General features: G+C 64.8%; 13 protein-coding genes and 1 pseudogene. 2 read left to right on the top strand and 12 right to left on the bottom strand.

From position 1 onward, the window contains the following. Nucleotides 1-4 precede the first annotated feature (4 nt). Both CNE_RS36810 and CNE_RS36815 read right to left on the bottom strand, forming a co-directional pair. Nucleotides 5-682, bottom strand: coding sequence for a hydrolase (locus CNE_RS36810; RefSeq protein ID WP_013954123.1), 678 nt, complete (start codon nucleotides 680-682; stop codon nucleotides 5-7). An 81-nt stretch (nucleotides 683-763) separates the two neighbouring features. Next, nucleotides 764-1,630, bottom strand: a complete 867-nt coding sequence (locus tag CNE_RS36815) for a pirin family protein (RefSeq protein ID WP_013954124.1) — start codon at nucleotides 1,628-1,630, stop codon at nucleotides 764-766. 132 nt (nucleotides 1,631-1,762) lie between these two features. On the opposite strand from CNE_RS36815, the gene CNE_RS36820 reads away from it, so the two are divergent. Then, on the top strand, nucleotides 1,763-2,668 hold the full coding sequence (locus tag CNE_RS36820) for a LysR family transcriptional regulator (protein ID WP_013954125.1): 906 nt from the start codon (nucleotides 1,763-1,765) through the stop codon (nucleotides 2,666-2,668). A 94-nt stretch (nucleotides 2,669-2,762) separates the two neighbouring features. On the opposite strand, the gene CNE_RS42615 is transcribed toward CNE_RS36820, so the two are convergent. From CNE_RS42615 to CNE_RS36840, 6 genes and pseudogenes are all read right to left on the bottom strand, one after another. After that, nucleotides 2,763-3,143 carry a cyclic nucleotide-binding domain-containing protein gene (locus tag CNE_RS42615; RefSeq protein ID WP_269148764.1) on the bottom strand — a complete coding sequence of 127 codons (381 nt, stop codon included), beginning with the start codon at nucleotides 3,141-3,143 and terminating at the stop codon, nucleotides 2,763-2,765. Next, nucleotides 3,143-3,643: a mechanosensitive ion channel family protein gene (locus CNE_RS42620; protein ID WP_238553264.1), complete on the bottom strand. Its 501-nt coding sequence runs from the start codon at nucleotides 3,641-3,643 to the stop codon at nucleotides 3,143-3,145. Before CNE_RS42620 ends, CNE_RS42615 begins: the two co-directional genes overlap by 1 nt. 16 nt (nucleotides 3,644-3,659) lie before the next feature. Continuing rightward, nucleotides 3,660-4,244 (bottom strand): annotated as a pseudogene (locus CNE_RS42625) (mechanosensitive ion channel domain-containing protein); the annotation flags it as partial. A 67-nt stretch (nucleotides 4,245-4,311) separates the two neighbouring features. Beyond that, nucleotides 4,312-5,235 carry a SphA family protein gene (locus CNE_RS36830; RefSeq protein WP_238553256.1) on the bottom strand — a complete coding sequence of 308 codons (924 nt, stop codon included), beginning with the start codon at nucleotides 5,233-5,235 and terminating at the stop codon, nucleotides 4,312-4,314. A gap of 112 nt (nucleotides 5,236-5,347) precedes the next feature. Continuing rightward, complete coding sequence (locus tag CNE_RS36835; protein WP_013954127.1) at nucleotides 5,348-5,737, bottom strand: DoxX family protein; 390 nt, start codon at nucleotides 5,735-5,737, stop codon at nucleotides 5,348-5,350. A 115-nt stretch (nucleotides 5,738-5,852) separates the two neighbouring features. Further along, nucleotides 5,853-6,491 carry a hydrolase gene (locus CNE_RS36840; protein ID WP_013954128.1) on the bottom strand — a complete coding sequence of 213 codons (639 nt, stop codon included), beginning with the start codon at nucleotides 6,489-6,491 and terminating at the stop codon, nucleotides 5,853-5,855. Nucleotides 6,492-6,734: 243 nt separating this feature from the next. Here CNE_RS36840 and CNE_RS36845 point away from each other — a divergent pair, with 243 nt between their 5' ends. Then, entirely contained in the window at nucleotides 6,735-7,031 is a 297-nt protein-coding gene (locus CNE_RS36845) for a putative quinol monooxygenase (protein WP_013954129.1), read from the top strand. Between the two features lie 33 nt (nucleotides 7,032-7,064). Here CNE_RS36845 and CNE_RS36850 read toward each other — a convergent pair whose 3' ends face one another. From CNE_RS36850 to CNE_RS36865, 4 genes are read right to left on the bottom strand one after another with little or no spacing between them, the layout of a single operon-like run. Further along, complete coding sequence (locus tag CNE_RS36850) at nucleotides 7,065-7,940, bottom strand: efflux RND transporter periplasmic adaptor subunit (protein ID WP_049800765.1); 876 nt, start codon at nucleotides 7,938-7,940, stop codon at nucleotides 7,065-7,067. Between the two features lie 42 nt (nucleotides 7,941-7,982). Further along, nucleotides 7,983-8,183, bottom strand: a complete 201-nt coding sequence (locus CNE_RS36855; protein WP_013954131.1) for a DUF1656 domain-containing protein — start codon at nucleotides 8,181-8,183, stop codon at nucleotides 7,983-7,985. Nucleotides 8,184-8,201: 18 nt separating this feature from the next. Further along, nucleotides 8,202-9,680 carry an efflux transporter outer membrane subunit gene (locus tag CNE_RS36860; protein ID WP_013954132.1) on the bottom strand — a complete coding sequence of 493 codons (1,479 nt, stop codon included), beginning with the start codon at nucleotides 9,678-9,680 and terminating at the stop codon, nucleotides 8,202-8,204. Next, a complete protein-coding gene (locus CNE_RS36865) occupies nucleotides 9,670-11,832 on the bottom strand; it encodes an FUSC family protein (protein WP_013954133.1) in 2,163 nt (720 codons plus the stop codon). The genes CNE_RS36860 and CNE_RS36865 overlap by 11 nt, the downstream gene beginning before the upstream one ends. Nucleotides 11,833-11,945 lie beyond the last annotated feature (113 nt).

Consider the following 11,945-nt stretch of genomic DNA (forward strand, 5'->3'; position numbering starts at 1 on the left):
CTGATCAGCGGGCCGAGTCGAGGACCTCGCCGCTTTTCTGCACGTCCTGCGCCTTCATGTAGCTTTCGATCAGCAGCTGGTAAGCGGGGAAAATCTTGGTGTAGATCTCTGCCCATTGTTGTGCATCGTCGCGGTGCCAGCTGCGCTGAAGCTCGGATGCGACGGCAGCCGTGTCCATCGGCACCACGCCCGCCTGCACTACACGCGCCAGCGTGATTTCCTGCGCCATCTTCGAATAGGTGCCCGACGCATCGACCACGGCGAAGACCTTGTAGCCGTCAGCCACCGCGCTGATGGCTGGGAAGGCCATGCACACGCTGGTGATGGTGCCGGCGATGATCAGCGTCTTACGCCCGGTTGCTTCCACCGCCGCGACGAAGTCGGGGTTGTCCCAGGCGTTGATCTCGCCTTTGCGTGCGACATACTTGGCGTGGGGGGCGTTTTCATGGATCTCGGGAATCAGCGGGCCGTTCGGGCCTTGCGGCACGGAAGCGGTGGTGATGACCGGCAGCTTCGACAGGGTGGCCATTTTGGCCAGTGCGGCGGCCCGTTGCCGCAGTTCCGGCATGGGCATGTCGCCCACAGTCTGGAACAGACCGCTCTGATGGTCGATCAGCAGCATCGCGGTATCGGCCGGATCGATCACGGGCCGCTTGCCGTTGAAGTTTGCTGGGCTGCTCATGGTGTATCTCCTTGGAACGGTGGGTGCCTTGGCACCGGCTTGAAAACCCGCCGCGGGGTCGGGCGGCAGGCGGGATCGGTTTCAGCTGGCCATCTGCATGAAGCGGCCGCTGTTCAGGTCGGTCAGGGCCTGGGCGATTTCCTGCTGACTGTTCATTACAAAGGGGCCATAGCCGACGATGGGTTCGTCAATCGGCTCGCCCGCGAGCAGGATGGCTACGGCATCAGTGCTGGCTTCAATGCAGGTGCCCGTGCCGGCGCTGTCCAGCAAGACCATCTGGGCTTCGCCGGCCACGGCCGAGTCATTTACCCGCACGGTGCCGCGCAGGACGATCAGCGCGGCGTTCCAGCCGCTGGGAACCGGCAGTTCGGTGAGACCGCCCTGGCGCAGCCGCAGGTCCCACACATGCATGGGCGTGAACGTTCGCGCAGGACCCGCATGGCCGGCGTATTCACCGGCGATCACGCGGACTGTTCCGGCTTCACCTGGGAGCGCAACCGCCGGAATTTCGCGATCGAGAATCGCCTGGTAGCCGGGGCGGGTCATTTTGTCCCTGGCAGGCAGGTTCACCCAGAGCTGGACCATCTCCAGGGCGCCGCCCGACTCCGTAAAGGCGTCGGAGTGGAACTCCTCGTGCAGGATGCCGGCGCCGGCTGTCATCCACTGCACGTCGCCCGGACCGATCACGCCGCCCTGGCCAGTGGAGTCGCGGTGGGCGACTTCCCCCTTGTAGACGATGGTGACGGTCTCGAATCCCCGATGCGGATGCATGCCCACGCCGCGTGGCGCGCCGGCGGGCCCGAAGTCGGCCGGCCCCGCATAGTCCAGCAGCAGGAACGGGCTGAGCTGCTTGCCGTAGCCCTGGTACGAGAACATGGAGCGGACCGGAAAGCCGTCTCCCACCCAGTGGGGACGTGGCGCGCTATAAACGCCCAGTACTCTTTTCATTTGCATCTCCAATTAACTAGCAACTAGCTACGCCGGATCAGTGGTTAGAAGCTTAGTACTGGGACGTCTTGGGCTGTAGAGGTAAAATTCACACCTCATAGTCCTGTTTTGTGAACGATGACGGTGGGAATCATGCAAGACTTGAACGAGCTCTACTACTATGTGCAGTCGGTGGAGCATGGCGGCTTTGCCCCGGCGGGTCGGGCGCTGGGCATGCCCAAGTCCAAGCTCAGCCGCCGGATTGCCATGCTGGAAGAGCGACTCGGCGTGCGCCTGATTCACCGCTCAACGCGCCAGTTCACGGTGACGGAAATCGGGCGCACCTACTACGAGCACTGCAAGGCAATGTTGGTGGAAGCCGAGGCCGCGCAGGAAGCTATCGAATTGACCCGCGCGGAGCCGCGCGGGGTGATGCGGGTCACGTGCCCGGTTGCGCTACTGCAGGTACATGTGGGTGCAATGCTGGCCGAGTTCATGGTCCGCCACCCGCATGTGACAATCCACTTGGAGGCGACCAACCGAAACGTAGACCCGGTTGCCGAGGCGGTTGACGTGGCCATTCGCGTGCGGCCGCCTCCTCTGCAGGACAGCGACCTCGTCATCCGCGTGCTTGCAGAGCGCAAGCAATGTCTGATCGCCAGTTCGCAACTAATCAAGGTGCTGGGCATGCCGCGCGTGCCGCCCGATCTTGGCTCCTGGCCCAGCCTTGGCCTGGGAATGCCGCGGCCCGATCATGTCTGGAAGCTGTTCGGCCCGGATGGCGCGGTGGCCGATGTCCACCACCAGCCGCGCTTTGTCACCGGCGACATGGTCGCCTTGCGCAATGCCGCGCATGCCGGCGTGGGCGTGGCGCAATTGCCGGTGATGATGGTGGCCCGAGAATTGGCCGCCGGCTCGCTGGTGCGCCTGCTGCCGCAATGGGCGCCGCGCGCTGAAATCCTGCACGCGGTCTTTCCGTCGCGCCGCGGACTACTGCCCTCGGTCAGATTGCTGGTGGATCATCTGGCGGATGGCTTCGCGGGCATGATGGAGGAATGAATGACGGCCGGACTGGTGCCCATAAGGCAGACAGGTCTGCCGCTCCGTGAGCAGCGGTGCCCAGCGCAAATAGGCGAGCGCTGGCGGTGAAGCGTCAAGACGCTGTTTCTCGACGCTGGTCATTGAGGCCAACGTGGTGGAGGGCACGCATCTTGTCCTGAAGCCATTGCAGAAGGCCCATCCTGTTAACGTCCGACATGTCGGGCATCCGCGCGAGGGCATCGTTGGACTCCTTGCGCTCGGAAAGCAGACGGCACATCCCTGAACCGACTTCCGGGCGTGCCTGGAGGACTGGCGTGAGGTCTGCCTTGTCCAGCCGGTAGAGCACGACGCTGGTGATCGTGGTGATGGCGACCTGCATCGGAATACCTGCGAGCACCCCGGATTCGCCGAACGCGTCACCGGGCCCGAGGCGCGAAATCTCCACGTTATCTCCATTCTTCATTGCAGCGACGGAGAGAACGCCTGCGTCCACTAGTAACAGTCGGTACTTGCTACAACGGGCTGTCCGGGCTCATATTCATGCCGCGACAGACGCTCGGCCAGTTGAGACAGGCCGCTCTCCTCAAGTGCCTGGAAGATGCTCACCGTCGAAAGCAGCCGCAGGCGGTGATCGGAAACCGCGGGCTTACTGTAGGGAACCGCGAGCGGGCGCAGGTCGATGCCGGCCGATGCAAGATGCCGGTGGGCAAGGTCGAAGAGTTGGTTCGCAGCGGCAGACTTGTTCGACATGGACGCCACGTAGCACGTCATTTCGTATTCGACCGCGTTTGCGCCCATTCTCTTGACCATGACCGACGGCTCCGGCCTCGGCAGGGCGACCCGGCAACCCTTGATCGCGCGGTCGAGCGCGTCCAGTACCCGCTGCGGGCGCGCTTCCGGCGTCACCTCGATGATCACACTGACGCCATGCAACTCCGATGGTCGGCTGAAGTTCGTGATCTTTGCGCGTGCAGTGGCATTGTTGGGAATCACGATACAGGTTGCCCTGCGCGCTCAGCAGATGCGTGGCACGCCAGTTGATCTCCAGCACTTTCCCGTCGATACCGTCGATGGATACCAGGTCGCCAGGATGATAGGGCTGGGTGGCATTCAGGACCAGCCCCGAGAACACGTCGCTCAGCGTGCTTTGGATAGCCAGGCCGACGATGATGGCCAGCGCGCCTGACGTTGCCAGCAGCCCGGTTATCGGAAGTTCCAGGACGTAGGCGACGGCGGCGACGGCCGCAGCCACGAAGATCAGCGCTCCAAGCACGTCCTGGAACAGGCGCTCGCCTTGCCAAGCCTGTGGCAGGAACAGCGTACCAAGCACGATCGTGAGGACGCGGGCACCAAGCAGCCACCAGATGATGTCCAGTGCCTGTACAAGAAAATGCCGAACCGGCTGGTCGGGCCAAGGCGCGGCATGCAGCGGCACCATGCCGCCCTGCACCAGCGCGATGGTCAGGAGCGCGAACATCGCGAGACGGGAGAAGGCGCGCAGCCGCTTGCGTTCCGGGCGGATCAGGCGCCAGGCGAGGAAATCGCAGGTAACGACGCACAAGCCCAGGAACAGCGGATCCAGTAGATATGACATGGCGAGCTACCTTTGCGTCAGATGGTGTTCCTGCACCAAGCGTCCGGTGCCGCCGCGCGGGCGAGGTTCAGAACGGCGCCAGCACGCGCAGTACTATTTTGCTGCCTTGGGGGCGATTCCTGGCGCCCCATTCCTTGTAGGCGTTCAGAAAGACCTGCCAGGCGTCTCCCTGGATCAGGATCCCCGGGCCCGCGCCGAAGACTCGCTCGCGCGAATCCGACTGGCGTATGCCATCGATCCGGTCCTCGCCGATTTGTCCAAGCATATAGCCGGCCACACCAATTCTCAATCCATTCGAGATTGCGTAGGAAGCGGAGAGGTTTAGGTACAGCGCATCCCCGGGCTGGACGGAACTCGCGTGCAGAGCAGGCGCGGGCCGCGTGTTCTTTCCGTTCCATTGGTAATTGAGTCTGCCGCTGATCTCAAGCTTCCCGGTTGGCATGAGAGTGAACGCGTAGTACGGCGTCACCGTCCAAAGATGGGTGCCGGCATTCGCCATGCCATTGGCGTCATATTGCCCGGTGGGCGCGGAGAAGAGCAGGTCGAATCGCTGGAAGAACGGCATGCCGAACAGCGTCTGGCCGGTCCACTGAACGATGAAGGGGCTGAACTGGATATCGCCGGCAGCAAAGTCGTGATCTCCGGTGCCCGATCCGGGCCTGATATTGGCGTACACAAGCGGTAGCAGTACCTCGCCGCCGAGATGTCCGCCCAGGAGCGTGACATCCGGGGATATATAGGCAATATGTGGCACGATGGCCGCTGTCTCTACACGCGGGCTGCCAGGTGCAGCGTTGCCGTCGTTGTCCCGGATCCTTGTTGCGCGGTAATAGCTGGTACTGAGCTCAAACAGGAAGCCGGGAGCGGCGATTCCGTCCAGGAAGCTTGTATTGCCGAGATTCATCGGCGGGAGTCCCACTTCTGCATGAACGACGGATGCCATCAGGGCGCCGCAGGCGAGTGCGAGCGTCCGTGTCGCTAGCTGTTTCATTGGATTGTCTTTTGGCCCGGGCAGGCGTTTCGCTGCTGCTGCCGCGCACAATCTGGCGAGCCAGGGGCGATCTGTGCACGCCAGGAAGCAGGCTGTGAGCAAAAGGCTCACGCTACGAAAAGCGCAGCACGAGATTCCCCGGCCCGGCCGCCATCAGGATGACAAAGCCGCCGATAATGCTGATGTGCTCCAGGAACCCGGTGAAGAGCACCGTGCGCTGGGCGCCCTTCTGGTTCCAGAAGTCATAGAAGACCACGGCGGTGGCCAGCGTGAAGATCGCCAGCAGGAAGGAAGCGATGGCTGTCTGGTATCCCCCCATGATGGCAAGGCCGCACGACAGCTGCACGAGGATGGTCAGCGACAGCGCCACGCGTGGGAACGGCAGGTTGCGCGAGCGGACTTCGTCGAGGCCGTGGTTGAAGAAGACCAGCTTGTTGGCGCCGCTGAGGACGAACATGAAGGCGATGAACACCCGGCCGGAAAGGAGGTAGTAGTCGGCCATGCCGGCTCCTGGTTGCGCGGTTTGAAACAGGGGGAACGGTAGATTCGCCCGCGCAGTGGCGCGGGCGCGGAAAAAAGGCGGGCCGGTGCGCCAGATTGTCCCGGCCCGTCCTGCATCAGGTGCGGTCGTAAGAGAACTGGATGCCGGCAGTGCCGCCTGTCTGGATGAACAGGTCGATGAAGGCCGGAACGGTTTCCGAACGCGACCAGTCGCGCTGCAGTTCGCAGAACAGTTGCGCAACGCTGATCATCTTCCCGCCGGCCTGTTCGATGCGGCGCAGCGCGGCTTCATGTGCTGCGACGGAGGTGCCGCCGACGGCATCGGCGACGACGTAGACCTCATAGCCTTCCTTGAGCGCGTCGAGCGCCGGGAAGGTCAGGCAGGCCTCAGTCCACAGCGCGGTCATGATGAGCTTCTTGCGCCCGGTGGCCTCCACTGCTGCGCGGAATTCGACGTCCTCCCAGGAGTTGATCGAGGTGCGGTCATAGGTCGGGAAGTCGCCCAGCACTTTCTGCAGTTGCGGAATTGGCGGTTTGTTCAGCCCGGTCTTCACGTTCACGGTGGAGTGGACGATCGGCAGCTTGTAAGCAACGGCAGCACGGGACGTGCCGACGATGTTATTGATCAGCAACTGCCGGTCCATGGAGGCGATGGAGTTCACCTGAACCGGTTGGTAGTCAATGATCACAAAGGCTGAGTTCTGCGGAGTCAGCAGGTGGTCGCTTGCGGGATCGCGAATGGTTTCGCTGGCCATGGTTTTCTCCAGAGCAAATAGTGGGTTGCTGCTACGCGGCGCATCGGGGCAGGCAACGCTAGCGATGGCCTGTCGCGTTGAGCCTTTGCAGAATAAGCCAAGGATCAGGACTTGCGTGATAGTCATCTGCCAAACACGCCGTTCGTTATGAAAGAACGATCTGCGCGGCGCCGGATTCTCCTTGCGTGCACGGTAGCGTTTGACTAGGCTGTGCTCACACTATCCGTGCGGAGGACACACGTGATGGATGACTTTTATGTGCTGGTGGTCCTGTACGCGAAGCCCGGGCGCGAAGCCGAGCTACGGGAGAAGCTGCGGGCCGTGGTGGAGCCATCCCGCGGTGATGCGGGCAACCTGCGCTATGAGATGTTCGAACAGCAGGACGATCCGCGCCGGTTCATTTTCGTCGAGCACTGGGAGAGTCCCGCCACGCAGGAGGCGCATCACACGCAGACCGACCACATCCGCCGCTTCCAGGAGGAGGGCAGCGATGCGGTGGAGAGTGTGGAGTTGTTTTACCGGATGAAGCTGGTGACCTGACGGAGGGGCGAGAGGCCGATCGCCAACTGATCGCTATCGCCGCTCCGGCAGGATAGTGACGGTGCAAGTCGTGCCCATTGCCAGCAGCAGGTCGCGGGGTGGTGCATCCAGGTGGATCCGTACGGGGATGCGTTGCGCCAGCCGGATCCACGTGAAGACCGGATTCACGTCGGCCAGGAGGTTCGCCGTGGTGGGGTTGTCACGGTCGGCAATGCCGCGCGCGATGCTTTCCACGTGCCCTTCCAGCGGCTTGCCGCCGGAGAGTAGCCGGACCTCGGCCCTTGCGCCGACATGCACGTTCGGCAGCTTGGTTTCCTCGAAGTACCCGTAGACCCAGTAGGAGTGCTTGTCGATGAGCGCCATGCGCGCCGCGCCCGCGCTCACGTAGTCGCCGGCGTGCAGGTTGAGATTGGTCACATAGCCGTCCACCGGCGCGGAGACCTCGCTCCTGTGCAGGTTCAGCCGGGCGGTGTCCAGCGCAGCCAGGCTGGCGTCGTAGTTGGCCCGGGCCTGCTTCTCCTGGGCGCTGATGTCTTCGCGGCTTTCGGATGAGACAACGGCGCTGTCCAGGTTCATGCGCCGCATGGCCTGGCGGTGGCGCATGTCCAGTTCGGCCTTGCGTGCCTGCACTTGCGCCTCGGCCTGCGCCAGCGCCTGCCGGAAGCGCTCCTGGTCGATCACGAACAGCAGGTCGCCCTTGCGCACTTCCTGGTTGTCCCGCACCGGCACGCGCGACACCAGGCCGGAGACATCGGCGGCGATGTTCACTACGTCGGCCCGCACGCGGCCGTCGCGTGTCCAGGGCGAATACATGTAGTGTTGCCAGAGGCTGTAGCCAAGCAGGGCAGCGGCTGTCAGTAGCAAGGCTGTGGCCAGCACACGCACGATGGCGGGTCCGTTCGGTTTCATGTTTCGATCCGCTTCTTGATCTGTCATTGCGAGGCATGCTGCTCAGCGCCAGAGCCCAAGCCCGATGCCGCTGAACATCGCCACGAACAGCGACACCCGGAACAGCGCCGGATGCCACACCTGCCGATAGAACCCAAGACGCGCCAGCAGCCGGTCGACCAGCAGGTACAGCAGCAGGCAGCCGATGAACACCGGCAGCAGCGACGGCATCAGGATGGAAGACAGTGCAATCTCACGCGGCATGGCGGGCTCCTCTCCGCATTACGGCTGCTCCGCGACGGCGGTGGAGTCGAAGCCGCCGCCCAGCGCCTGCATCAGGAGCGCCCACGCATCCAGCCGGGCGGCCTGCACCAGCGCCAGGCTGAATTGCTGGCGCCGCAACTCGTTGTCGGCGGCAAGGACATTGAGGTAGTCCGTGAAGCCGCTGCGATACCCACGCTCGGCCAGCCCGTACGCCTGCCTGGCTGAACGCAGCGCGTCCTGAATGCCGGCCTGTTGCTGCGTCAGCGACTGCAGCGAGATGACCTCGTCCGCCACGCTCTGGAATGCGGCCAGCACGGTTTTGTTGTAGGTCTCGACCGCGATATCGTAGTTGCGTGTTGCGGCGCCATAGTTGCCCTGCCGGCGGCCGCCGTCGAAGATCGGCAGGGAGATCGCCGCGCCCACGTTGTGCCCGATCGCATCCCTGTCGACAAAGGTGAAGAAGTTGCCGAACGCCGCAGATGCCAGGCCGATGCTCGCCACCAGATTGATGTTCGGGTAGAAGTCGGCCTTTGCGACTTTCATACCCTGCGCCGCCGCTTCCACGCGCCAGCGCTGCGCCACCACATCCGGGCGGTGGCCGACCAGTTCCGCCGGCAGCGAGGCCGGCACGGCAATCGGCGCTTCCAGCACCAGGGCCGGGCGCGGCAGGCGATCGCCGGCGCCCGGGCCGTCGCCGCTCAGCACTGCGAGCTGGTTCTTCACGAGCGCGATGGCGCGCTCCGATTGCTGCACCTGTGCCTGCAGGGCGGGGATCGGCGTGTGTGTCTGGCTGAGCTCAAGTTCGCTTGCCAGACCACGGCTGGCCCGCTTGCGGATGATGTCGTAAATGCGGGTTTGCCGCGCTAGGTTGGCCTGGCTCACGTCGAGCAATGCATACTGCAGCGCCAGGTCGATGTAGGCGCGCACCACCGAGGTCTCCAGGCTCAGTTGCGCCATGCGTGCATCCGCCGCCGCTGCCTGCACGTTGTCCAGCGCGCCCTGCAGCGCGGCACGGTTGCGCCCCCAGAGGTCGAGGTCGTAGGAAAGGTCGACGGCGAGATGGTTGTTCCAGGTGGTGTGGCCGCCCAGGGGCTGCGGCGTGGCCAGCCGCGGAAAGCGCGTGCGCCCGAAGGCACCGCCCGCATTGAAGTTGGGTTCGATGGCGGCACCCGCGATCTTTGCCTGCGACAGCGCCAGCTCGCTGCGCGCCTGCGCGATGCGCATGTCGGGCGATCCGGCTACCGCGTGCGCGACCAGGGCATCCAGGCTGTGGTCTCCCAGGCGCGTCCACCACGCCCGCTGTGGCCAGCCCGCGTCCTGCTGTGTGGCGCGCAGCGCCGAACCGGGATCGACGGTCGCTGCATCCACCGGCGTGGATGCGGGCACGATGCCGCCCGTATTGGCGCAGCCCGTCAGAAGGGCGAGGCAGGCGCCGGCCAGCAACAGGAACCGGCCTGCCACGGCGGCGCAGGATTGCGGCATTGCTTCAAGGCGCATCCGGTGTACCTGTCTCGTTGGTGGAAGAAGCGACGACCAGCGGCAGCGCATCGTCAAGCAGCGACAGCCGCATGGTGTGCAGGATGGCCCGTGCCTCGGCGGCCGGCCGGGATGCGTGGTCGACGGTCCAGCCGATGGCGTCTTCCATGGCTTGCAGCGCGCGTTCGAACCCTCGAGGCGAAGGCGCCAGGAACAGCGCGGAGATGGCCGCGAGCAGGTTCTCCTGCCGGCTTTCCCACGCGGCGGGACGGCTGCCCTGTGCCGTGGCCTCGCGCAGGGCGATCATACCGAGGCCGATTTCCAGCGCGGCGAACGCCCAGCCCAGCAGTTCGGCCTGGCCCGCCCGGCCTGCCGCCGGCCGCGAGCCGGCAAACTGGATGAAATCCCGGATATGGGTCTCAAAGTGCAGCCGTAGGCCCCCAAGGGGGGCACGGCAGATGTCAGTCGCCACCATTGTGCGCAACTGCTTCAGGTATTGCTCGGCCAGCCAGTGGCCGCCCTGCGGCACGATCGTGGCGAAGGCGAGCGAAGCGATGGCAATGCCCAGCAGGGTGGCGATGCCCGAGTCGAGATAGCCGGCGGGGTTGAAGACCATCGGATTGCTCAGGTTACCGAGAAAGCAGAAGTAGATGCCGAAGCCCAGGCCGATCGCCGCCCTTGGCGGGAAGGTCCCCACGTAGCTGCCCAGGGCGATGAACGGTGCCAGCGCTACCGCCAGTAGGAGGAATCCGTCGAGATGCGGCAGCAGGAAGAAGTTGAAGAACAGGCCCGCGAGCCACGCGAGCGCGCAGCCGATCAGCATCTGCCGCGCAATGGCGGTGGGCTGGGGCATGATCGAATACAGCGCGATGGCGATGGTGGCGGCAATGACGCCAGAGCTGCCTCCGGCCCAGCCCGACACGATCCACAGCCACGCGCTGGCCAGCACCGCGGCGGTGGCGCGCACGCCCGAGGCAAGCGCGAAGGCCCGGTTGGCCGGGTTGGCGCGCCGGCGGGCCTGCGCGCGCGGTCGCGGCGCTGACGCGACGCCAGGCGAGCGCAGCGCGAGGAAGTTGCCCGTATATGACAGCAGGTCGGCCACCGCATCTCGCAACGCCGACGCGCCGGCCGCAAAGCGGTCGGTGGACAGCGGCGGCGCGTCGGACAAGGTAGCGCTGGCCGCGGCGATGTGCGATGGCAGCGCGGCGTTCAGGCCCAGGAGGTTGTCATGCAGCGTGCCGATCTCCGCCAGTTCAAGCCGCGTGCGTCCGGCCGTTGGGGGTAGCACGGCGGCAAGGCGCCCGAACAGAGCGTCCAGCGCATCGCCCGCGCGGTGATCGACCGCCTTTGCCATGCGCGCCCTGAGCTGGTGGATGGTGTGGAAGCGGGCCAGCGCATCGAGGAAATCATGGTTGAGCCGGATCATCAGCGCGTTGTTGGCACGCATTTCCGGGTCCTCGAATACCACGGCGCTGCGCAGGCTTTCCAGCTGCGCGCGTTCGCCGGCCAGGCGCAGGTGCAGCGCGCCCAGCCCGGCCGCGGTCTGCCTGCCTTGGAGGGCGTCGCGGATAAAGCCGGTGAAGGTGGCGATGTGCTGCTGCCCGGCCGCCAGCAGCATGGCCGCCACGCGCTGCGGGAAGACCAGGCCGCTCACCAGGCCCGCGCAGGCTATGCCGACCGAGACCTCGCTCAGGCTGACGACGACGTTTTCGAAGATGGCATAGGGGTTGGCGATGGACGGCACCGCGGCGATGCAGGTTGCATAGCCTGACAGGACGAAGCCATACGATTGGTAGTTCCGGTAGTACGTCGCGCCGCACACGCAAAGGCCGATCCACATCGACAGGCCAAGCAGGAACAGCACGCGCTCTTGCGGAAATACAAAGAACAGCAACAGCGCGGCGAAGCTGCCCACCAGCATGCCGAGGGCGCGATAGAAGCCTCTGGCCAGTACCATGCCGCTGTGCTGGTGCATCATCAGAATGACCACCGAGACCATCGCCGTGCGCGGCGAGGCAAGCTCGAGCCGCATCGACAGCCACGTGGCAAGCAGCACCGCGGCGACGGTCTTCGAGGCATGGACCAAGCGCCCGCGATCGGCTTGCCACCAGGCGCTGGCCGCGTCGGCAAGCCACGTGCGGACGGGCGCAATGGACTTGGCTGCGGCGGTCACGGTCGCGTGCGGATGATGCGCCCGAGGGCGTTGCGCAAGGGACGCGCGTTGAAATTGCGCCGCATGGACACGATGGGTGAAGTATGTTTTTCTGTTGCTGCGACGGCGTGATC

This window comes from Cupriavidus necator N-1 (assembly GCF_000219215.1).
In the GTDB taxonomy this organism is placed as follows: domain Bacteria; phylum Pseudomonadota; class Gammaproteobacteria; order Burkholderiales; family Burkholderiaceae; genus Cupriavidus; species Cupriavidus necator.

What these genes read in the sequence shown, in the direction of transcription:
- CNE_RS36840 (WP_013954128.1), bottom strand. Translation starts at nt 6,491, where the DNA reads ATGGCCAGCGAAACCATTCGCGATCCCGCAAGCGACCACCTGCTGACT.
- CNE_RS36830 (WP_238553256.1), bottom strand. Translation starts at nt 5,235, where the DNA reads ATGAAACAGCTAGCGACACGGACGCTCGCACTCGCCTGCGGCGCCCTG.
- CNE_RS36860 (WP_013954132.1), bottom strand. Translation starts at nt 9,680, where the DNA reads ATGCGCCTTGAAGCAATGCCGCAATCCTGCGCCGCCGTGGCAGGCCGG.
- CNE_RS36855 (WP_013954131.1), bottom strand. Translation starts at nt 8,183, where the DNA reads ATGCCGCGTGAGATTGCACTGTCTTCCATCCTGATGCCGTCGCTGCTG.
- CNE_RS36815 (WP_013954124.1), bottom strand. Translation starts at nt 1,630, where the DNA reads ATGAAAAGAGTACTGGGCGTTTATAGCGCGCCACGTCCCCACTGGGTG.
- CNE_RS36810 (WP_013954123.1), bottom strand. Translation starts at nt 682, where the DNA reads ATGAGCAGCCCAGCAAACTTCAACGGCAAGCGGCCCGTGATCGATCCG.
- CNE_RS36820 (WP_013954125.1), top strand. Translation starts at nt 1,763, where the DNA reads ATGCAAGACTTGAACGAGCTCTACTACTATGTGCAGTCGGTGGAGCAT.
- CNE_RS36845 (WP_013954129.1), top strand. Translation starts at nt 6,735, where the DNA reads ATGGATGACTTTTATGTGCTGGTGGTCCTGTACGCGAAGCCCGGGCGC.
- CNE_RS36835 (WP_013954127.1), bottom strand. Translation starts at nt 5,737, where the DNA reads ATGGCCGACTACTACCTCCTTTCCGGCCGGGTGTTCATCGCCTTCATG.
- CNE_RS36850 (WP_049800765.1), bottom strand. Translation starts at nt 7,940, where the DNA reads ATGAAACCGAACGGACCCGCCATCGTGCGTGTGCTGGCCACAGCCTTG.